This is a genomic window from Actinoplanes sp. NPDC051343 (assembly GCF_044455125.1).
Taxonomy (GTDB): domain Bacteria; phylum Actinomycetota; class Actinomycetes; order Mycobacteriales; family Micromonosporaceae; genus Actinoplanes.
This window is the reverse complement of sequence record NZ_JBITEL010000005.1, coordinates 177234-197278: the sequence shown is the minus strand read 5'-3', so window position 1 is coordinate 197278 and position 20045 is coordinate 177234. Positions and strand designations below refer to the sequence as shown.

The window sequence follows — 20045 nt, the reverse complement described above, 5'->3', positions numbered from 1 at the left end:
GGGCCGATCGCTGCGTTGCAGCATCTCGCGGCCGCGATCGAGGAGTTATCCACCGCTGATCCTGCGGCGTTGCCGTTTGCGCTGGTGACCGGGCTGGTCGGGGGCTCGGGTGCGCCCGGTACGGCGCGATGCGCGGCGATCGCGGTCTCGCCGTTGTCCGGCGGGGTGGCCGAGACCCGGGCCGAGGGGCCGTTCGCGGCCGGGTTGCGAGCGGCCGGGGCCACCGGAGTTGTCCTTTATGGACGCGCGTCTGCGCCGGTCTGTGTTGTCGTCTCGGAAGGCCGGGCGTGGACCGAACCGGCCGGCGACCTGTGGGGGAGCGAGACCGGGCCGGCCACGGACCAACTGCTTGCACGATACGGATCCGGAGCTGCGGTCGCCGTCATCGGGCCGGCTGGGGAGCGGCAAATTCCGTACGCGTCAATCGTCACCTGCCGTCACCACCCGCTGCCGCGACTTGGTCTCGGAGCCGTTCTGGGGGCCAAGAACGTCAAGGCGATCGTCGCCGTCGGCGACGCACCGGTTCCGGTCGTCTCGCCGGCGGCCGTCTCCCGGCTAGCGGCTTCCTACGCGGCCGAGGCGGCCGCCAACCAGCTGACCGTGTGGCAGAAGTCGATGCCCGGATTCGGGGTGTGGGCCGGCGAACCCGGATATGCGCCGGTCAACGGCTTTCGCGACACGACCCGCGGCGGCGGGCTCGGCGTCGTACCCGACGCCATCGCCCGCGCCGCGAGCGTTGCTGCCTGCCCCGGGTGCCCCACCGACTGCATCAAGGTGTACGCGGGAGCCGGCCTCCACCAGGAAGCCCTGGCCATGCTCGGGCCGAACCTCGGGAAAGATGACCCGTGGCCGTTGCTCGCCCGCTGTGAACAGCTGGGCCTCGACCCGGTCGAGCTCGGTGCGGTGCTGGCCGGGGCCGGGATGGCAAGCGGTCCGAATCGGGTCGGGTCTGTGTCGTCGGCGGGGATGGCTGGCGGGCCGGAGCCTTTTCCGCCCGGTGGGATGGGCGGCTGGCTGGATCGGGTCGAGCGGCTGCCGCCGGCCCGGATGGCCAGCAAGGGTGTGGCGATCCCGCCGTTCGATCCGCGGGTGCAGCCCAATCTCGGCCTGGCCTATGCGGTTTCGCCGATCGGGCCGCGTTACGACCTGGTCGAGCACGACCTCGACTTCGACCCGGTGGAGGGGATGCCGTCGAGCTTTCCCGAGATGCGGAGGCTCGGGGTTGCGGTGCCGCGGGCCCGCGGAGTGCTCGATGTGGAGGGAACCGCGCGGTTGATGTGGTTGTGGAGTGGCCTGGACGCGCTGGGCGTGTGTGTTTTCGCGGCTACGCCCACCCGGCCGCTCCTGCTCAGCCAGGTCTCGGACCTGGTCGAGGCCGTGACCGGGCGTCGGCCGGATGTGCTGGCGCTGGGGGCCGAACGGTTGCGGTGGCAGTTCGCGATCAATCGGCGGCTCGGGTTCGGGCCGGAGGCTGACACGCTGCCCGATGTCTTCTTCGACGAACCGGTGCGGGAGGGCCGTTATGCCGGGGCGGTGCTCGACCGGGCCGAGTTCGGTGCGGCCGTTGCGGCTCTGCGGGAACTGCTTCTTGCGCCCTGATCGGAGAATCCTTCCGGGATAGTCGGGGTCGTGCCGGCCGGTGCTTCAGCGGGGTTGGCTCGGCGCCAGGAGCGGACGCATGAAGGTGCGCTCGTAACGGAGGACGCACCCGCTCTCGTCGCGGATCCGGTCGGCGGCGACGAACTCGGGGTCGACGCCGAAGAGTTTCCGGTATTCCTCGTAGGCGGCCAGGCTCGGAAAGCTGAACAGGGCCAGCGCCTCGTCGCTGGCGCCCTCGCCCGGCAGGAAGTAGCCGTGATGCTGCCCGCCCCGGGCGTTGACCAGGCGGATCCACTCGGCGGCGAAGCGCTCGAACGCCTCGATCTGGGCCGGGTCGATCGTGTAGCGGACCACGCACGTAATCATCCGCCGAGCCTAGGCGTGACCAGGCCGGTCTCCTAGGCGACGACGACGGCCTGGACGCGGTCGCGAAGGCCGGGTGGCCCCGGTCGGGCCGGGGGTCAGGCGGTGGGGGCGAGAACTACCACGGCGGTCTCGCGACCCCGCTGGGCGGCGAAGGCTTCGAGGTCGCCGTAGCCCCGGTAGTCGTGGAGGGCTTTCCACAGGCGGTCGCGCTCGGGGCCGTCGGCCTGGCGGGCCTCGACCGCGAGCGGGCCCGTCACCAGGTCGACCCGGGTCGACGGGTGGGCCCGGAGGTTGTGCCACCAGGCCGGGTCGGCGTGGTCCCAGCCGTTCATGGCGAGGGTGACCAGGTTGTCGCCGTCCTGGATGTAGCAGAGGATGACCGCCCGGCGGCGGCCCGAGCGGCGGCCGAGGGTGTGGAGCCGGAGCATGCCGCAGCGGCCCGGCGTGGGGAGGGACAGACCCACCCGGTCGAGGGTGACGCGGAGGAGGGCGCGATGGGTGATCCAGGCGGTGCGGACGAACCAACGCGGGGGCAGTTTGGGCATCGGAGGATTCCTCCTACACTGTAGGTCTACACTGTAGGGCGAACTCTACACTGTAGGGTCAAGCCCGTGCCTCGCCGTTCTTCCGACCGACCCACCGCCACGCGCGCGCCCAGCCGCCTCAGCCGGGAAGGGATCGTGACCGCCGCGGTCGAGCTGGCCGACCGGGACGGGCTCGACGGCCTGAGCATGCGGCGCCTGGCGCAGCACCTCGGCGTCGACGCGATGTCGATCTATTACCACGTGCGCGACAAGAAGGCGCTTCTCGGAGCCATGGCCGACGCGGTCGCGGCCGAGATTCCGGAGGTGCCGGCCGATGGGCTCTGGACCGCGCGGCTGCGGGCGCTGATCATGGGTGCGCGGCAGGTCATGCTGCGGCATCCGTGGGCCGTCCGGATCTTCACCGATCGCGCCACGCCGACGCCGGCCGTGCTGCTGCACATCGAGCGGGTGCTCGCCGTGATGCGGGCCGGCGGCTGCTCGGTCGGCCTCGGCCACCACGCGATCCACCTGCTCGGCAGTCGCATCCTCGGGTTCAGCCAGGACCTGTTCGACGACTCGCCGCCGGCCGGTGAATCGGCCCCGCCTCCGCCCGAGTGGGCCGAGACCATGCCGCACATCGTCGAGCTGGCCACCGCCGTCACCCACGACGGCGCGCTCGGCGGCTGCGACGACGAGACCGAGTTCGCCTTCGGCCTCGACCTCCTGCTCGACGGCCTGGAACGGCGCCGCCAGGCCGCCTGAGCGGTGGCGGTCACGCCGCCTGGACGGTGGCCGTCAGGCGGCCTGGACGGTGGCGTACTCCCACAGGCGGTTGTAGTTGACGTCGTTCAGGTCGCGGCCGGCATCGGTGCGGGCCCGGAACGGCCTCGCCGTCGTCGCGGCGGGGGCCCACGGGGTCGCCGAATTGAAACCGGGGCCGATCAGGCTGTCGCGCAGGACCAGCTGACCGTTCGGGGTGACGCCGGGTACGTAGCCGGTCGCGCTCGCGCCCTGGTCCCACGCGCGGCCGAGGAAGCCGGTCGGTGCCTCCCGGTAGCCCTCGTCGGCGTCGATGAGTGAATGCGTGACCAGGAATCCGTACGGGAAAGCCGGCGCCGTGTTCGGCGCGAAGACGACGCCCCCGGCGGGTTTCCGGCTCGAGACCAGGTGGAACCGGCAGCGGTCGAAGACCGCGGCAGCCCGGCCGAAGACGAAGTCGGTGTCGCCCTCGATGTAGCTGTCGCGCACCGAGACCCGCGCGATGCGTTCCGGGTCGTCGGCGTTGGTGAGCAGCGTGTCCTGGCGGCTGATCAGGCGCATGTTCTCGAGCTGGGTGCGGTCGGCGTCGGTGCGCAGCGCGAGCGCCTGATGGGTGCCGCGGTCGACGGTGTCGAGCAGCGTGTTGGTGATGGTCAGGCCCTCGAGCTGCAGGTCGGTGCTCTGCGCCCAGACCACGGTCGCGCAGAGGCCGGCGGTCGCGCTCGTCTTCGTCGCGCACGACTCGAACATCGGCCACGCCGGGTCGCCGGTGGCGTAGCGGCCGTCCGGGTTGACCAGCGCCGCCCACGCCGCCGGGGTGATCGTCGCGTCGACCGTGAACTCCAGTCGGACGTCCTCCGGGCGGCCGACGCCGTAGATCGTCAGCGGCGGCGACCCGGCCGGGACGAAGACCGTGCCGGTGTAGGTGCCGGGCCGGATCGCGATCCGCCGCCGGGCGGTGCCGCCCATCCGGTACGCGGCGTTGACCGCCGCCTGAACCGATTCGCCGTTGCGGACCACCAGGTCGGGATGGCCGGTGACTATCGGTTGCGGTCGCCAGGGGTCGGTCTGCGGTTGGGCGTACGCGCCGGAGAAGCGCCAATAGCTCGCCGCGACATAGGGCGCCGCCTCGCCCCGGCTCAGTATCGGCCGGGACGGGGTGCCCGGCGCCGGCCCGGACACGATCATGGCCACCGCCATCGCCGCCGCTGTCCACATGGCATCTCCTCAGGAATGCGCTTACCTCAGGGGTTTCCGGCAGCATAGACCCGAGCGGGGCATTTCTGCATTAGCATGCATCGATGTCAAAGCCTCGACTGCGGTGGCTCGCCCTGCTCGCGGGCGTCCTCACCGCGCTGTCCGTCACCGCCACGCCGGCGAGCGCCTCGACCACCCCCTACGTGCACGGCAACCAGACCGTGCCGGTGTACTCCTACGCGAACGCCGTCCGGGAAAGCGTCTGGGTGCAGACCGGCCTGGACAACGACCACGACGGCGTCGGCGACAAGGTCGCCGTTGATCTCGTACGCCCCCGCGAGGCCGCAGCCGATCGCCTGAAGGTGCCGGTGGTCATGGAGGCCTCGCCCTACTACGCCTGCTGCGGGCGGGGCAACGAGAGCGAGCTCAAGGGGTACGACCCGAGCGGCACGATCAGCAAGGAACCGCTCTACTACGACAACTACTTCGTGCCGCGCGGCTACGCGTTCGTCGCCGTCGACCTGCCCGGCACCAACCGGTCGACCGGCTGCGAGGACGTCGGCGGCCGCGAGGAGGTGCTGGGCGCCGAGGCGGTCATCGACTGGCTGAACGGGCGGGCCAAGGCCGTACACGCCGACGGCACCCCGGCGGTGGCGACCACCTGGACCAACGGCAAGGTCGGCATGATCGGCAAGTCGTGGGACGGGTCGGTGGCCAACGGGGTGGCCGCCACCGGTGTGGACGGCCTCAAGACCATCGTGCCGATCTCCAGCATCTCCAGCTGGTACGACTACGAGCGGTTCAACGGGGTGCTGCGCAGCCCGTCCTATCCGTTCTTCCTCAACCAGGCCGTGACCGGACGGCCGGACGCCGACTGCGCAGCGGTGCTGGACTCGCTCAACATCGACAGCGACGACGCCACCGGGAACTTCAACGCGTTCTGGGCCTCGCGCGACTTCCGGCCCGACGCGAGCAAGGTGCGGGCCAGCGTGTTCGTCGTGCACGGGATCAACGACACCAACGTGACGACCTCGCAGTTCGCGCTGTGGTGGAGCCGGCTGCGGGTGCCGAAGAAGATCTGGCTGTCGCAGATGAGCCACGTCGACCCGTTCGACATCCGGCGCGCCGACTGGGTCGACACGCTGCACCGGTGGTTCGACTTCTATCTGCAGGGGCTGCCCAACGGCATCGACCGTGCGCCTCGAGCCAGCCTGGAGACCGCGCCCGGCACCTGGACCGACCAGCCTTCCTGGCCGGCCGCGGACGCCCGCCCGGTGCGGGTTCCGCTGGGCGACGGCGTCCTGAACCCCCGGACGCCGGGCGGGTCCACGACCTGGACCGACAACCCCGGCCTCACCGAGGAGCAGGCCGTCGCCGACCCGAACGCGACGATCTCCGGACGGGTCGCGTTCCTCTCGGCGCCACTGACCAAACCGGTGCGGATCTCCGGCATCCCGCACGCGACGCTGAGGGTGCGGGCCGACAGGCCGACGACCGAGCTCACCGCGCGGCTGGTCGACTACGGCACCGCCTCGCGGATCAACTATCTCGGGCCGGGGGAAGGCATCACCACGCTCGGCACCCAGTCGTGCTGGGGCTCGTCGACGCCGGCCGACGACGCCTGTTACCTCGACACGGCCGAGGACGTGGTGACCAGCGACCACGCGGTGCTGACCCGGGGCTGGCAGGACGCGGCCCACCACGTGTCGCTGCGGTTCCGGACCCCGCTCCGGCCCGGCACCTGGTACTCGATCGACGTGCCGATGGAGGCGACCGATCAGACGGTGGCGACCGGCCACGTGCTCGGGCTGATCCTCCAGCAGAGCGACGAGGACTACTCCTCGCCGGATCCGAGCGGGGCGACCGTACGCCTGGACCTGCGTGGCAGCTCGCTGACGCTTCCTCTCACCGGCCGGGCCGGTCTGCCGCCGGCCGCCGCCGCACCCACGGTGACCACCGCGCCGCCGGCGTTTGCGCCGCGGCGTCCGCACGGTCCGCTACTGCCGTAAGGACCCCTAATCGATGTGCTCACAGACGTTGGCGGGGTGTCCGAGCGTCAGCGTGAGGTGGCCGTCGGCGGTGATCACCAGCCGGTAGAGGCCGTCGATCACGTAGAGGCCGCGCGGGAGGTTGCCGACTTCCGCGCGGAACCCGGCCAGGATCGGGCCGGCGACATACCAGGTCTGGGCGCCGTCGGCGGCGTGATCGACGATCGCGCTGCCGCTCGCGTCGGCGTCGTAGAAGCGCCCGTTCGACGTGTTGGTGACGCGGACGATGAGGGGGCCCTTGAACGCGTCCCGCTTGATCGAGCCGTCCGGATAGGACGCCAGCACTTTGGTCACGACGTGATCGACGATCGGCTCGGCGTGGACAGGAAAGGCGCAGAGCACGCCGGCCGCCCGATCGAGGGGCGGGGTGGGTGCGGGCGTCCAGCCGGTCGTGGACGGACCGGTGAGCAGCGACAACACGCTGAGGATGACGGCAATCAGATTCATGGGACCCAGCTTCGAGGCGTCCGCTCACCGCGACCTGACCATGACGGCCGCCGGCCCGTCCTCCCGTCCCCACCCGTTTCCGGGTGGGGACGAGCAGAGCAGCCGGGTCTGACATCTTTCCGCGGTTGTCCACATGATGGGGGCATGGACTTCCGTCTGCTCGGGCCGTTCGAGATCGGCGACGGTGACCAGTCGGTGACCGGAGGGCTTCGGCGGCAGGAACGGGCCCTGCTCGGCATCCTGCTGCTCGAGGCCGACCATCCGGTGACCATCGACCGGCTGGCCGACCTGCTGTGGGACGGGAATCCACCGTCGACGGCGCGCGGAGCCGTGCACACCTACGTCGGGCGGCTCCGGCGGGCGCTCACCCCGCGCGGCCTGCGGATCGTCACTCATCATGACGGCTACACGGTCGTGTCGGCCGGCCACCGCCTCGACATCGCCGACTTCTCGGACCGGTGCGGACGGGCCGCCAAAGCCACGGATGATCTCGTCCGGGCGGAACTCTACGACGAGGCCCTCGCCCTCTGGCGGGGCCCGCTGCTGGCCGACGTCGCCGGGGACGGGCTGCGGACGCGACTCGAGCCGGCGTTGCGCGAGCCGTGGCTGACGGCGGTCCGTAGACGGGCCGAGGTCCGGCTGGCCATGGGGGAACACGAGCGGGTCGCCGCCGACCTCACCCCGATCGTCGAGCGGGACCCGTCCGAGGAACGACTGGTCGCGCTGCTGATGACCGCCCTTCACCGGACCGATCGGCGGGCCGAGGCGCTGCGGCGCTACGACATCACGGCCAAGGTGCTCGACGCCGAGCTGGGCGTGCCGCCGGGGTCCGAGCTCCGAGCCCTGCGCGAGCGCGTACTCCGGCGTGACCCCGACCTCGACCGGCCGGCCGCGCCGGCCTACGCGGTGCGGGTACGCGACCAGTGGCTGCCCTGGAACGTCGGCGGGCATCCGGCGCTGGAGTTCTGCAACACCTACGCCGGTTGGGGCGCCCCGGGTGAGCTCTCATCGGAGTGGCTGCGTGGCTACGCCACCCTCGCGGTCTGGGCCGAGCAGCACGATCTGGCGTCGTCGTCCACGGTCTCGGGTCTTCTCCGGCAGGCCCGCCGCGCCCCGCACGCCGGTGCGGAGGTGCTGGCCCGGGCCCGTCGGCTGCGTTCCGCCCTCTATGCGTGCCTGACCGACCCGGCCGACCGGAAGGCGTTTGCGACCGTCGCGCGTTTCGCCTCGGAGGCCGCGCACGTCTCGGTCTTCACGGCCGGCGACGACGGCCTGGGCCGCTGGGTGCTCCCGGCCGGGGCCGGGCTGGCGCTCCCGCTGCACGCGGCCGCCCGGAGCGCCGCCGACCTGCTCGCCGACCCGCGCCGGTTCACGGTCTGCGCCTGCCCGGGTGTGCATTGTGGATGGCTGTTCCTCAACCCGAGTGGCCGCCGGGCCTTCTGCAGTGCCGCCACCTGTGCGGAGCGGGGTGTCAGGACGTGACCTTGCGGCGGGCCCGGTAGGCGGCCACGGCGTTGCGGTTGGCGCAGGTCGTGCTGCAGAACCGGCGGGAGCGGTTGCGGGTCAGGTCGAGCACGATGCCGTCGCAGGTCACGTCGGCGCAGATCGCCAGACGGGACATCTCGTCGCCGCGCACCAGGTCGGCCATCGCCATCGCGGTCTCGACCAGCACCCGGCTGACCAGTGGCTCGTCCGGGGAGACCGCGTGCAGGTGCCAGTCGATCTCGTCGTGCCGCACTAACTGGGGCATCGCCCGGGCGTCCGCCAGCATGGCGTTGACCAGGCCGGCCGCCCGGTCACGCCCGGCGGTCAGCAGTTCCCGTAGCACCGGGCGCAGCGCGCGCAGCGCGGCCAGTTCGGCGTCGTCGCGGTCACGCCGGCCGGTGTAGCCATGCCTCGAGTACCACTCGTCGACCTCGGCCACCTCGGTCAGCGTGTCCGGGTCCTCGGCGCTGTTGACGAGGTCGACCGCGGCCTGCAGCGACGCCTCTGTGTCATGGGCTAAGAGCACCTTGACATCTTACCGGCTCCTTCCTACTGTCATTTTCTATGACGCAGTTAGCCGATGACGCCCCGATCGTCGCCTCCCGCAGTGTCGGCGGCGGCCTGCTGCTGGCCGTCGCCTCGGCCACCTCGTTCGGCCTCTCCGGCCCGCTCGCCGCCGGCCTCCTGGCCAACGGGTGGAGCCCCGGCGCGATCGTGCTGGCCCGCATCGGGCTCGCGGCGATCGGGCTGGCGCCCTTCACGCTCGCTTCGCTGCGCGGGCGGTGGGGCCAGCTGCGCGGTCAGCTCACGCGCCTTCTGGTGTACGGCGTACTGGCCGTCGCCGGCGCCCAGTTCTGCTACTTCTCGGCCGTCGCGAAAATGGACGTCGGTCCCGCGCTGCTGATCGAATACACCGCCCCGGCCGCGGTCGTCGGGTGGCTCTGGCTCCGGCACGGACAGCGCCCCCGGCTGCTGACCGTGTTCGGCGCGGTGTTGGCCGCCCTCGGGCTGGTGCTGGTGCTCAACCTGGTCTCGGGCGCCCATCTGGCCTGGTCGGGCGTGGCGTGGGCGCTCGCGGCGATGGTCGGCGCCACCGCGTACTTTCTGATCTCGGCCGACACCGGGACCGGGTTGCCGCCGCTCTCCCTGGCCGGGATCGGCCTGATGATCGGCGCCGCGGTCCTGGCCCTGCTGGCCGTCGCCGGCATCCTGCCGATGCACGCCGGCACGGCTTCGGTGGCGTTCGCGCCCGGCACCGTCGCCTGGTGGGTTCCGCTGCTGTTGCTGGGTCTGGTCACGGCCGCGTTCGCGTACGTCATGGGCATCGCCGCCAGCCGCCTGCTGGGCTCCCGGGTCGCCTCGTTCGTGGCCCTGCTCGAAGTCGTGGCGGCGGTCTGCTTCGCGTGGCTGCTGGTCGACCAACTGCCCGGCTGGTCCCAGCTGGCCGGCGGCCTCCTGATCATTGCCGGCGTAGTGGCCGTCAAGCTCGGAGACCGCCGGTAGCTCGTCAGCTCAGATGCCGGGCCAGGAACCCGTCGTCGACGCCCACCCAGCGGATCGTGCGGTGGTCACCCGGGTTGGCGTGCAGCGTCTTCTCGGCCGAGCCGAAGGAATCGAACAACGCCAGGGCCTCGCCCCGTCGCCGAACGCGTCGATGATCGCCTGCCATTCTCCAGCGGCCCGCTCCGCTATCCCGCTGATGTAGCGGACACTGACGTCCTTGAATCGGTCCCGGTCGCCGGTCGTCACCGTCCGGCGCATGTCGGCGCGGGCCCGATCGTCCTCGGCGGTGCGGCCGGTCGCCGTGCCCGGGAGCGTCGATGGCGACCACCCGGAAACCGTGGGTGATCACGGCGGCGCGGGCGCGGGCGACCATGGCCGGGGTCTTCTTGTGCAGGCCGCCGCCGTGCCCCCCGGGGACATTAGCCGGTCGCCAACTACGCAGCCAGCGATTTGCGGGCCCGGCGGCTCGGGCCGAGCGACACCACTTTGAACGGGCAGGCCTTGTCGGTCAGCGTGGCGTAGGCGGACATCGCCCGCTCCCCGGCGTCGCGGGCCTGCTGTGCGGGGGTCAGCCCCTTGCCGCGGTTGCGGAAGAGGGCGCCGTAGAACGCCGAACAGAACACGGTGCTGTCATGCCAGCCGATGTTGGCCGATGTGCCGATGTAGGTGACCTCGCCCTGCAGACAGTCGCGGACTGCCCGCTGCCAGGCACCCGTCCCGGTGCGGCAGCCGTCGGCGAGAATCGCGCCGGCCGAGATGCCCCGGCCACGCTGCGAGGCGACCGCGCCGAGTTCCTCGAACGACACGGTGAACGAGTTGTCGTCACTGAGGAAGGTCGGCGTCTCGGTGGCATCCCCGTGGGCCATCACGTGGAGCACGTGGCAGGTCGAGGTGAACGCCGAGAGAACCGTGTCGAGGTCGCGCGACCGAATGAAGTCGATGTCGGCGACCGGGTTGGCGTAGCCGGCGTTGATGTTCTGCAGGACCGACTGCACAAAGGTCATCGACGCGTCGAACGACGCCTCCAGCCCTACATCGATGAGGTTGATCTGCTTGTTGCGCACGAATGAGAACCCTAGGGTCGCTCCGGCTCCCGGGCTGCCCCGTAACGACGTCAATGCGGCGCGCGGACGGCCGCGGCCGACGGCAAGGTGAGTGCGGTGGCGGCCCGGGCGGCCGCCTCCTTCAGGTCCAGGCCGCGCACCAGTTCCTTGACCGCCGGGATGGCCGGCGGGGCCATGCTCAGTTCGTGGACGCCGAGGCCGGTGAGGATTTCCACGGCGGCCGGGTCGGCGGCCAGTTCGCCGCAGACGGCGACCTCGAAGTGGCCGCGCGCGGCCCGGCAGACCGTGTCGATCAGGCGCAGGACGCCCGGGTCGAGACCGTCGGCCAGCGACGCCAGCGCCGGGTTGCCGCGCTCGGCGGCCAGCGTGTACTGGGTCAGGTCGTTGGTGCCGATGCTGACGAAATCGACGTACGGGGCGAAGGCGGCGGCCTTCAGGGCGGCCGCCGGCACCTCGATCATGATGCCGACCCGGAGAGTTTCCGGGACCTGGCCGAGCACGCGGCGGGCGGCGATCACCTCGTCGACCGTGCTGACCATCGGAAACATGATGTCGACCGGGTGGTCGCGGGCCACCCGCACCATCGCCTGCAACTGGATGGCGAGAAGGTCGGGATGGGCGAGGGAGTGTCGGAGACCGCGTACGCCCAGAAAGGGGTTTTCCTCGGCCGGCCCCGGCAGATAGCGCAACGGTTTGTCGCCGCCCACGTCGAGCGTGCGGAGCGTGATGCGGCGACCGCCCAGCGCCGCGGCGATGGCCCGATATGTGGCTTCCTGTTCGTCGGCGTCGGGCGCGGCGTCGCGGTCGAGGAACAGGAACTCGGTGCGGACGAGACCGGCCATGTCGGCGCCGTAGGCGGCCGCGGCCGCGGCGTCGGCAACCGAGCCGACGTTGGCCCCGACCGAAACGGTCACGCCGTCGCGGCTGACAGCCGGGCCTTCCGACCGGTCGAAAGCGTGCTTGCGCCGCTGCTCCTGGGCGGCGGCCCGCTCGCGGAAAGCCGCTCTGCGGTCGGCGCCGGGCTCGATGACGACCTCGCCGGTGCCGCCGTCGAAAACCACGAAGGCGCCGTCGGGGACCTCCAGGACGGCGGGTCCGAGGCCGACGACGGCCGGGGTTCCCCGCGTACGCGCGAGAATCGCCCCGTGCGAAGTCGGGCTGCCATAGGCGAGCAACACTCCGGTGACCGTCGCCGGATCGAGCGCCGCCGCCTCGGCCGGGGTCAGTTCGGGAGCGACCAGAATGCCCTCCCGGTTCAGGGGGGCGGCGGTGATGCCGAGTAGCGCCCGGAGGACCTGATCGCCGACCGCATGGACGTCGGCGGCCCGCGCCTGCAGGTAGGGGTCGTCGAGAGCCTGGAAGGCGGCCGCCGTCCGTTCGGTGGCGGTGGCCCAGGCGCGGGGGGCGGTTTCCCCGTCCCGGATTCTCCGATGTGCCTCGTCGAGGATGTCGGCATCGTCGAGAAGGAGCAGGTGCGCGTCGAAGATCTCAGCTTCGGCGGGGCCGATTTCTTGGGTGGTGACGCTTTTGACCGCTTCGATGTCCGCGCGCACGGAGGCGAGTGCATCGTTCAGGCGGTGCTGCTCGGTGGCGGCGTCTTGGGGTGGGGTGTCGGGGATTTGGGGAGTGCCGCCCTGAAGGTGCCAGACCGGCCCGATGGCGATGCCGGGGGAGGCCGCTTGTCCATTCATGACTGTGGACGGGATGTCCGCGGGCTTGGGCGAGGTGGCTTCCGCTGTGGTTGATGTTGCTTTGGCTGTGTGTGAGGAGGCTCCGATTGTGGACGACCCCGAAGAATTGTCGGATCCACCCGCTTTACTGGACCCCACCCAGTGCTGGGGTGGGGGTGGGAGAGGCGCGGGCCGATCGCGAGCTGAGGCAGGCTGACCCGGCAAAATTCCCGCGGCGAGCACATCACCCGCCGGCGCGGGCAAGTCGTGGGAGTCCTCGCCGAACGCGCGCCCGGCCAACGCGAGCACGGCGTCCGTCGCCTCGTGCGCCTGTCGGCCCGACGCGCGCACCTCGACGACATGGCCCTCCAGCGCGCCCAGCGTGGCCACCCGGGACAGGCTTCCGGCCGGCACCCACGCCGACCTGGTCGTCGCGTTGCGCAACTCGACCGACGCGTCGAATCTTCGCGCTTCGGCGACCAGACGGGCGGCCGGTCGCGCGTGCAGCCCGTGTGCGTTTCGGAGGACGAAGGACGCCGTACCGTCCGAAACCGCAATCGGCGGATCTGACGGCGTACCCGCCGCAAGCGTGACCTCCGCGCCCAGCTGGGCCTGCTTCCCGGCCAGGGCGTTCGCGGCCTCGGCGGCGACTTCCTGCCGCGTGGCGCCGGCGGCCGCGGAAACCGCGGCCGCCACCAGACCCTCGACCAGCGGCGCGGCGGACAGCGTCACCTTTTCCCGTACGCCGTCTTCCAGCAGTTCCAGCGCCAGCTCGGTCGAGAGGAGGGCGCTGCCCAGGTCCATCAGCACGACTACCCCGTCGCCCCGGTCGGCGCTGGTGATGGCATCCATGATGGCCGTGGCGTCGGTGCCGAAAGTGGTGTCGTCCAGGCCGGCCGCCACCTCGATCGGGACCGGTCGGTCGTGCACCATCTCGGCGGCCAGCGCCACCGCCGCAGTGGCCAGGGCACGACTGTGCCCGACCACCACCAGGCCCACCATGTCAGGCGCCGGCCGCGGTCGCGGCGGCGGTGAGCAGCAGCGTCACCGAGGTGGCGCCCGGATCCTGGTGGCCGGCGCTGCGCTCGCCCAGGTAGCTGGCCCGGCCCTTGCGGGCGACCAGCGGGATCGTCGCGTCCCGGCCCTCCTCGGCCGCCGTGACCGCGGCCCGGAGAGCATCGGGCAGCGACTGACCGCCGGCCACCGCCGCGTCGAAAGCGTCGACCGCGGGGGACAAGGCGTCGAACATCGTCTTGTCGCCGGCGACCGCCTTGCCGCGGGTGACCACGCCCTCGAGGCCGGCCCGCAACGCCTTCGCGAACGTGGGCCCGTCGAGCTCCGCGGCGTCGCCGGTCGCCGCGGCCATGCGCAGGAACGCCGTTCCGTACAGTGGGCCGCTCGCCCCGCCGACCGTGCTGACCAGCTTCATGCCGGTCTGCTTGAGCAGGGCCGACGGGGTACCGCCGCCGATCTCGTTCTCATCGAGCGCCTTCACCACGGCCGTCATGCCGCGGTCCATGTTGGTGCCGTGGTCGGCGTCGCCGATCGCCGAGTCGAGGGCGGTCAGTTCCTCCTTGTGCTCCGCGATCAGCCGGGCGAACTCGCGCAGCCAGGCCGTGACGTCGACGCTGTCGCTCATCTTCCTAGACTCCCCACCGCAGGCCCGGCGTACGCACCGGAGCGTCCCACAGACGCAGCAGCTCGTCGTCGGCCTTGACCAGCGTGACCGAGCAGCCGGCCATGTCGAGGCTGGTGATGTACGGGCCGACCAGCGACCGGGCGATCGAAACGCCGCTCTTGGCGAGGATCTCGGCGACCTCGTGGTACATCACGTAGAGCTCGATCAGCGGCGTCCCGCCCATCCCGTTGACGAAGACAATGACGGCGTCCTGTTTGAAGTCAAGATCAGAGAGGATCGGCGTCATCAGCATCTCGGCTATCTCACGAGCCGGCGCGACGGGCACCCGGCGCCGGCCCGGCTCGCCGTGGATGCCGATGCCGATCTCCATCTCGTTGTCCGGCAGGTCGAACGTGGGCTTCCCGGCCGCCGGCACAGTACAGCTGGTGAGCGCCATGCCCATGCTGCGACCGTTCGCGTTGACCTTGCGGGCAACCTCGGCGACCGCGGCCAGCGGCCGCCCCTCCTCGGCCGCCGCCCCCGCGATCTTCTCCAGCAGCACGGTGACCCCGACACCACGACGCCCAGCGGTATAGAGACTGTCCTCAACCGCAACATCGTCGTTGGTGACCACGGAAGCCACCTCGACACCGGTCTCAGCCGCCGCGATCTCGGCCGCCATCTCAAAGTTCATGACGTCGCCGGTGTAGTTCTTGACGATGTGCAGCACACCCGCCCCGGCGTCGACGGCCTTGGTGGCGGCCACCATCTGATCAGGCACCGGCGAGGTGAAAACCTCCCCCGCGCAGGCGGCGTCGAGCATGCCGGGCCCGACAAACCCGCCGTGCAGCGGCTCGTGCCCCGAACCCCCACCAGAAATCAGCCCGACCTTGCCCGACACGGGCGCGTCGGCACGGTACACAATGCGGTTCTCAAAATCGACGCGCAGCTCAGAATGGGCGGCGGCGAGGCCGCGAAGCGCGTCCGGGATGACAGTTGCCGGGTCGTTGATGAGCTTCTTCATCGGTGGCTCCTCGCTCGGATGCCGGGCTGACAACCAGCCTGCAGACAAGCTACGCCGAGGCGAGGCGGCGCAGCCCGCCTCGATCGTCATCCGGGCCAGGCCTTTTACACCAGGAACGCCGTTCGACATTACCGAACGTCGGGGGTCGGTGGACTTGGTTGGGTGGGTCGGGGTTGCGCTGGCGCTGGCGCTGGCGTTGGCGCTGGCGTGTGGGTGGGCTGGGCGGGCTGGGCGGGCTGGGGCTGGGCCTGTGGGTTGGGGCCGGGCTCGGCGGGCTTGGGGTTGGTCCGTCGCGGCGGGTGGGGTCGGCGCGGTAAGCGGGACGGGCTCGGCGGGGCGAGTAGGGCTTAGCCACCCGGCCGGCGCAAGCGAGGATCGCAAGTGATCCGTTCCGTTGTGGCGCGGTCGGCGGCTCTGCAACGACTCATATCCTGCAGCGGTCGGTCACCACCGGCCGGACCGGCTGCGCCGGGGCTGTGGACAACGGTCCGAAAATGTCGGTGCCGGCCGTTTGACTCAGCCCACCCAAAACAGGGCGGGGGAGGCGGCGGCGGATTGGTCCACAGGCGCGGTTGCGAATTGCTGACCTTTTCTGATAGGCGGCGTTCCCGAGTGTGTGAACGGATTTTGGCATGATCGAATGCTGACGCGAGAGCTCGATCGTGCGAAAGAATTACCTCATGCGACAGCTGGAGCTATTCACCCGGGCCGAATTGGCGCCAATGCGTGATCGCACCGCGTCGCGCAATTATTTCCCCCGAGGGGGAGGAATTTCGTCGCCAACACGAGCGTCACCGCGCTTGGGGCCTCGAGCGCCGCCAGGCAGAGAAGCTGAGCCGTGCATGTGCCGACGGCAGCCACAGGCCGGCAACCGGAAGCCCTTCCGTGCACGCCGATGCTGGAACCCCGCCGCGATCAATCCCGAACGAAAACCCCGCCTCCACGAACAAGACCCGGCGATCTGCGCCTCCGAAAACCGTGCATTCAGGCGGCGAGATCAGGCAGCCAGAGACAGTGCCCGGTCGGCAGAGCTGTTCAGTCGCGGCACCCATCCAGCGACCGGAGCAAGGTGAAGCGGGCGTCTGTGCTGCCCAGGGCAACGACCCAAAGCCGGTCAACCAGCGCGAGCACTCCAACCCGCCGCGATCCGACGTTGGGCACGGGGTCTCCGCCTCCTCGCCGGCCCACTCCAGCTCCCGCCGCGCTACTCCACCGATTGATCGTCCCGCATCAGCCAAATCGCCTACATTTTCCCAGCCAACCACATCTGACGGACGTGGAAAGGGCGCCCGAAGCGAATTGCCAAAAATGTGGTCGTCAGCCAATTCCGGTGATCGCGTATGGGTATGCAGTTGTCCAGGACGGGAGCCCGCTGAGGCCCGGCGCGACATCATGCCATTGCGCGGCGGTGTCGCCCATGAAAGTTCGTGTCGCGTTTCGCATGGCAGCGGTTTGCGTAGTCTGCTATCTGCCCTGTGCCGCACCGGCCGCCCGCTCGAGTTTGGCCCGCGATTCCGTCGCGCCTCGCCTGCGTCACGCCCGCACTCCCACCGTGCACGCCCGCCTTCGCATCGTGCCGTGCCGGCATGCCGCCGAGGCGTCGGCCGCCTTCCGTTTACGGCCGACGGTGCCGCAGTCGCGCAGGCTGGCTGGCGGTGCACCCGTGCTCCACCGATCCCAGGCGGCCCCTGCGGGTGGTGCGCCCACGTCGGCCCATTGGCCGAACCAGCGTCTGATGGAAGCCGCGCTGTGCTGCCCCGTCTTGTGCCGCGCGCGGCCCTTGCGCCCGCGCCGGACTGCACCGCGCCCTGCCGGACGGCGCTGTGCCGGACTGGGAGTCGTGTCGGGTCGTGCCGTCCGCGCCGACGTCGCGCCGCGTTGTGCCGGGCCGGGCCGGGCCGGTCATGCTGGGCCGCATCTCGCGCCCACGCCGCACCGGGCCGGGCCGCACCGCACTGGGCCGGACCGCATTGGGCCGCACCGGGCCGGGCCGCACCGCATTGGGCCGCACCGGGCCGGGCCGCACCGCACTGGGCCGCACCGGGCCGGGCCGGACCGCACTGGGCCGCACCGGGCCGGGCCGGACCGCGCTGGGCCGGACCGCGCTGGGCCGGACCGCGCTGGGCCGGACCGCGCTGGGCCGGACCGCACCGCGCCGGGCTGCGCCACGCGTGCCGGGCCGCGTCGCCTCCGGCCCGCGCCAGACTGCGTCGTGCCGGACTGCGCCACGCCCCGGGGTGCTGGGCCGCGTCGCGCTGCCTGCGCCGACGTTGCGTTGTACTGCGGCGGGGCCGTGCCGGGGCGCATCTCGTCGCCCACGCCGGACCGCATCGCATCGCACCGCGCGGTGCTGCGCCCCGCGTGCTGGGCCGCGTCGTCTCCCGTGCCGGACGGCACCGCGCCGGGTCGTGCTGGGCAGGGCGGTCGTGGTGGGTTGAGCCGGGCTGGGTTGGACCGCGTCGGGCCGAGCTGGGCCGGCAACAGGCTGGGCTGCGGCGGGCTGTGCCGGGTTTGTGGGCGGCCTGGCTTGTGCGACTTCGGCGGCGACACTCGCGGGGTCCGGCACGCGCGTGTTAGGCCCTTTTGTGGGTCGTCGGGTTCGGGAAGGTTGGTGCCGGCTGGTTGTGGCCGTCCGGTCTGGCTCGCGCGGCGCGGGGGCTTCGGGACGGCGGCACCCCGAAGAGGGTCTAGGAGGTTGGGATGGTCTCGTTTGCTCTGGTGGGGAGCGGGTTTCGCGCGGCGGCCTACCGACGGATCGCTGCGGTTGTGGGAGAGCCTCAGTGCGTGGGGGTGGTCGCGCGTACTCCTCGGGAGCTTGAGGTGCCCGTATTCGGCGACGTCGGGGCCTGCCTTCGGGCTGTGGCGCCCGACTTTGTCGTTACGGCGGTTCCTCGGGCGGTCACCCCTCGGATTGTTGCCGAATTGGTCGGCCACGGGGTGCCGGTGCTGGCCGAGACGCCGCCGGCTGCTGACCTCGACGGGATGCGGTGGCTTTGGAGGACCGTCGGCGGGAGTGGGCTGGTTCAGGTGGCCGAGCAATATCTGCTGATGCCTACGCATTCTGCCCGGCGTGCGGTCATCCGTGAGGGGCTGATCGGGGTGCCGGGGCAAGTTCAGGTTTCGTCGACGCAGCTCTATCACGCCGTGTCGCTGATGCGGGGCATGTTGGGGGTGGGGCGGGGCCGGGTGACCGTGCGGGCTTCGCGGCACCGGGCGGGGCTTGTCGACCCGCTCGACCGGGGAGGGTGGACCGATGATCCGCAGCCCAAGGATGCCGGCACGACCATCGCGATGCTGGACTTCGGGGGTGGGCGGAGCGGACTCTACGACTTCACCGACAACCAGACGCGGAATCAGCTGCGCGCCCGTCGGCTGCTCGTGCGGGGCAGTCACGGGGAGTTGCAAGACGATCAGCTGGTCCGGCTGGTCGGGCCGCGCACGATCGTGCGTACGGAAATCGGCCGTGACGATATCCCCTGGAAGGGGATTCGATTCAACGACGACGAGATTGCCACCGCCCGCTTGCTGCGGGCTACGGCCGATTGGGTACGCGGGGAAGCCCTACCCCCATACCCGCTGGTCGAGGGCCTTCACGACCATCGAATCGGGTTGGCGATCGAGGAAGCAGCGGAGACCGGGCGCACTGTCGTGGTCGCGGACGAGTCGTCCGGTTTCGGAGGATTCGAGGAGGGCGGGTGATCTCGCGTTGTGCAGACAGGGAGGCCTCTCACGGCCAATTTTGAGAAAACGAACCTACAGTCGGAGCCATGGACACCCCGGGGCCAGGTCCCGTGATGACCGTGTTGCGCACCGACGGTGACCAGACGCCGGAGCCGCCGCGGCGGCGATGGCGCATGCCGGACAGGTCGCTCGGCCGCAAGGTGCTCATCGCCGTCGTCGTGGTCTGGGCGGTGGCGATCACCGCTGTGGTGCTGACCCGCGGCGGCGACAAGGCGCCGGCCCCGGCGAGCGCGAGGCCGACTCCCAGCCCGTCAGCGTCAGCCGCCCCGCTGACCGTCGCGCAGATCTATCAGACCGTCCGGCCGTCGGTCGTTCTGATCCGGGCGGTCGGCGGAAGTTCGAGCGTGGACGGCAAGCAGGAGACCGAGGTCGCCACCGGCACCGGCGTGATCATCAACGCGGACGGGACGATCCTGACCGCCGACCACGTGATCGCCGGCTCGAAGAATGTCGAGGTCACGTACGTCGACGGCACCTCCTCGCCGGCCGCCGTCGCCACCGGCGACCCGAAGCAGGACATCGCGACCCTCACCCCGGCCAAGCTTCCCGGCACGGTCGTCCCGGCCGTGCTCGGCGGCGGCGTCCAGGTCGGCGACGACGTCACCGCCATCGGCAACCCGTTCGGCCTGACCGGCACCACGACCAGCGGGGTGGTGTCCGGGCTCGACCGGGTGCTGTCCCGCGACCGGAACGGCGACATCGGCGGCCTCATCCAGTTCGACGCGGCGGTCAACCCGGGAAATTCGGGCGGCCCGCTGATCAACGAGCGGGGGCAGGTGGTCGGGATCGTGGTCGCCCTGACCAACCCGACCGGCTCCGACACCTTCATCGGCATCGGCTTCGCCGTCCCGATCGGCGCCGCCCTCGGCGCCGGCCGGGGAAGCGGCCAGCCGGCGCCGCCCCTGTGAAAGCGACAGACCAGAAAGAAGCAACGGGCCGAGGGCAGCGGTGGGCCAGGGAAGGTGGCCGATCCGATGGGGAGCGGTCGGCCCGCCCGGTC

The 20045-nt window shown here is 71.2% G+C and carries 16 protein-coding genes; 7 read left to right on the top strand and 9 right to left on the bottom strand.

Annotation, left to right across the window (positions count from 1 at the left end; genetic code table 11):
• The first annotated feature begins 15 nt into the window (after positions 1–15).
• The gene (locus ACIA5C_RS18400) at positions 16–1599 is read left to right on the top strand and encodes an aldehyde ferredoxin oxidoreductase N-terminal domain-containing protein (RefSeq protein WP_396056014.1); all 1584 of its coding nucleotides are present in this window, start codon (positions 16–18) and stop codon (positions 1597–1599) included.
• Between the two features lie 45 nt (positions 1600–1644).
• Here the strand turns inward: ACIA5C_RS18400 and ACIA5C_RS18395 are convergent, their stop codons facing one another.
• Together ACIA5C_RS18395 and ACIA5C_RS18390 are read right to left on the bottom strand one after the other, a co-directional pair.
• Positions 1645–1965 (bottom strand): NIPSNAP family protein, encoded by a 321-nt coding sequence (locus tag ACIA5C_RS18395; RefSeq protein ID WP_396056012.1) that lies wholly within the window; start codon positions 1963–1965, stop codon positions 1645–1647.
• A gap of 95 nt (positions 1966–2060) precedes the next feature.
• Complete coding sequence (locus tag ACIA5C_RS18390; RefSeq protein WP_396056010.1) at positions 2061–2510, bottom strand: nitroreductase/quinone reductase family protein; 450 nt, start codon at positions 2508–2510, stop codon at positions 2061–2063.
• A gap of 135 nt (positions 2511–2645) precedes the next feature.
• Here ACIA5C_RS18390 and ACIA5C_RS18385 point away from each other — a divergent pair, with 135 nt between their 5' ends.
• On the top strand, positions 2646–3251 hold the full coding sequence (locus ACIA5C_RS18385; RefSeq protein ID WP_396056008.1) for a TetR/AcrR family transcriptional regulator: 606 nt from the start codon (positions 2646–2648) through the stop codon (positions 3249–3251).
• A 33-nt stretch (positions 3252–3284) separates the two neighbouring features.
• Here ACIA5C_RS18385 and ACIA5C_RS18380 read toward each other — a convergent pair whose 3' ends face one another.
• Positions 3285–4466 carry a putative acyl-CoA thioester hydrolase gene (locus ACIA5C_RS18380; RefSeq protein WP_396056005.1) on the bottom strand — a complete coding sequence of 394 codons (1182 nt, stop codon included), beginning with the start codon at positions 4464–4466 and terminating at the stop codon, positions 3285–3287.
• Between the two features lie 83 nt (positions 4467–4549).
• Here ACIA5C_RS18380 and ACIA5C_RS18375 point away from each other — a divergent pair, with 83 nt between their 5' ends.
• Positions 4550–6454 (top strand): Xaa-Pro dipeptidyl-peptidase, encoded by a 1905-nt coding sequence (locus ACIA5C_RS18375; protein ID WP_396056003.1) that lies wholly within the window; start codon positions 4550–4552, stop codon positions 6452–6454.
• Positions 6455–6460: 6 nt separating this feature from the next.
• Here the strand turns inward: ACIA5C_RS18375 and ACIA5C_RS18370 are convergent, their stop codons facing one another.
• Complete coding sequence (locus tag ACIA5C_RS18370; RefSeq protein ID WP_396056001.1) at positions 6461–6940, bottom strand: hypothetical protein; 480 nt, start codon at positions 6938–6940, stop codon at positions 6461–6463.
• A 144-nt stretch (positions 6941–7084) separates the two neighbouring features.
• Here ACIA5C_RS18370 and ACIA5C_RS18365 point away from each other — a divergent pair, with 144 nt between their 5' ends.
• Positions 7085–8422, top strand: a complete 1338-nt coding sequence (locus ACIA5C_RS18365; protein ID WP_396055999.1) for a BTAD domain-containing putative transcriptional regulator — start codon at positions 7085–7087, stop codon at positions 8420–8422.
• On the opposite strand, the gene ACIA5C_RS18360 is transcribed toward ACIA5C_RS18365, so the two are convergent.
• On the bottom strand, positions 8412–8951 hold the full coding sequence (locus ACIA5C_RS18360) for a CGNR zinc finger domain-containing protein (RefSeq protein ID WP_396055997.1): 540 nt from the start codon (positions 8949–8951) through the stop codon (positions 8412–8414). The genes ACIA5C_RS18365 and ACIA5C_RS18360 overlap by 11 nt on opposite strands.
• A gap of 38 nt (positions 8952–8989) precedes the next feature.
• On the opposite strand from ACIA5C_RS18360, the gene ACIA5C_RS18355 reads away from it, so the two are divergent.
• Entirely contained in the window at positions 8990–9928 is a 939-nt protein-coding gene (locus ACIA5C_RS18355) for an EamA family transporter (RefSeq protein ID WP_396055995.1), read from the top strand.
• Between the two features lie 434 nt (positions 9929–10362).
• Here the strand turns inward: ACIA5C_RS18355 and ACIA5C_RS18350 are convergent, their stop codons facing one another.
• The 4 genes from ACIA5C_RS18350 to dhaK are packed head-to-tail and all read right to left on the bottom strand — an operon-like array spanning position 10363 to position 15304.
• Complete coding sequence (locus ACIA5C_RS18350) at positions 10363–10992, bottom strand: hypothetical protein (protein ID WP_396055993.1); 630 nt, start codon at positions 10990–10992, stop codon at positions 10363–10365.
• 50 nt (positions 10993–11042) lie between these two features.
• The gene (ptsP, locus tag ACIA5C_RS18345; RefSeq protein WP_396055990.1) at positions 11043–13664 is read right to left on the bottom strand and encodes a phosphoenolpyruvate--protein phosphotransferase; all 2622 of its coding nucleotides are present in this window, start codon (positions 13662–13664) and stop codon (positions 11043–11045) included.
• A 1-nt stretch (position 13665) separates the two neighbouring features.
• Entirely contained in the window at positions 13666–14301 is a 636-nt protein-coding gene (dhaL, locus tag ACIA5C_RS18340) for a dihydroxyacetone kinase subunit DhaL (RefSeq protein WP_396055988.1), read from the bottom strand.
• A 4-nt stretch (positions 14302–14305) separates the two neighbouring features.
• Entirely contained in the window at positions 14306–15304 is a 999-nt protein-coding gene (dhaK, locus tag ACIA5C_RS18335) for a dihydroxyacetone kinase subunit DhaK (protein ID WP_396055986.1), read from the bottom strand.
• A 2784-nt stretch (positions 15305–18088) separates the two neighbouring features.
• On the opposite strand from dhaK, the gene ACIA5C_RS18330 reads away from it, so the two are divergent.
• Positions 18089–19003: a gfo/Idh/MocA family oxidoreductase gene (locus ACIA5C_RS18330; RefSeq protein WP_396055984.1), complete on the top strand. Its 915-nt coding sequence runs from the start codon at positions 18089–18091 to the stop codon at positions 19001–19003.
• A gap of 68 nt (positions 19004–19071) precedes the next feature.
• The gene (locus ACIA5C_RS18325) at positions 19072–19953 is read left to right on the top strand and encodes a S1C family serine protease (RefSeq protein WP_396055982.1); all 882 of its coding nucleotides are present in this window, start codon (positions 19072–19074) and stop codon (positions 19951–19953) included.
• The last annotated feature ends 92 nt before the right edge of the window (positions 19954–20045 follow it).

Coding starts and splice junctions, on each gene's coding strand:
- ACIA5C_RS18370 (WP_396056001.1), bottom strand. CDS start 6,940: ATGAATCTGATTGCCGTCATCCTCAGCGTGTTGTCGCTGCTCACCGGT.
- ACIA5C_RS18390 (WP_396056010.1), bottom strand. CDS start 2,510: ATGCCCAAACTGCCCCCGCGTTGGTTCGTCCGCACCGCCTGGATCACC.
- ACIA5C_RS18325 (WP_396055982.1), top strand. CDS start 19,072: ATGGACACCCCGGGGCCAGGTCCCGTGATGACCGTGTTGCGCACCGAC.
- ACIA5C_RS18380 (WP_396056005.1), bottom strand. CDS start 4,466: ATGTGGACAGCGGCGGCGATGGCGGTGGCCATGATCGTGTCCGGGCCG.
- ACIA5C_RS18375 (WP_396056003.1), top strand. CDS start 4,550: ATGTCAAAGCCTCGACTGCGGTGGCTCGCCCTGCTCGCGGGCGTCCTC.
- ACIA5C_RS18365 (WP_396055999.1), top strand. CDS start 7,085: ATGGACTTCCGTCTGCTCGGGCCGTTCGAGATCGGCGACGGTGACCAG.
- ACIA5C_RS18395 (WP_396056012.1), bottom strand. CDS start 1,965: ATGATTACGTGCGTGGTCCGCTACACGATCGACCCGGCCCAGATCGAG.
- dhaK (WP_396055986.1), bottom strand. CDS start 15,304: ATGAAGAAGCTCATCAACGACCCGGCAACTGTCATCCCGGACGCGCTT.
- ACIA5C_RS18355 (WP_396055995.1), top strand. CDS start 8,990: ATGACGCAGTTAGCCGATGACGCCCCGATCGTCGCCTCCCGCAGTGTC.
- dhaL (WP_396055988.1), bottom strand. CDS start 14,301: ATGAGCGACAGCGTCGACGTCACGGCCTGGCTGCGCGAGTTCGCCCGG.
- ptsP (WP_396055990.1), bottom strand. CDS start 13,664: ATGGTGGGCCTGGTGGTGGTCGGGCACAGTCGTGCCCTGGCCACTGCG.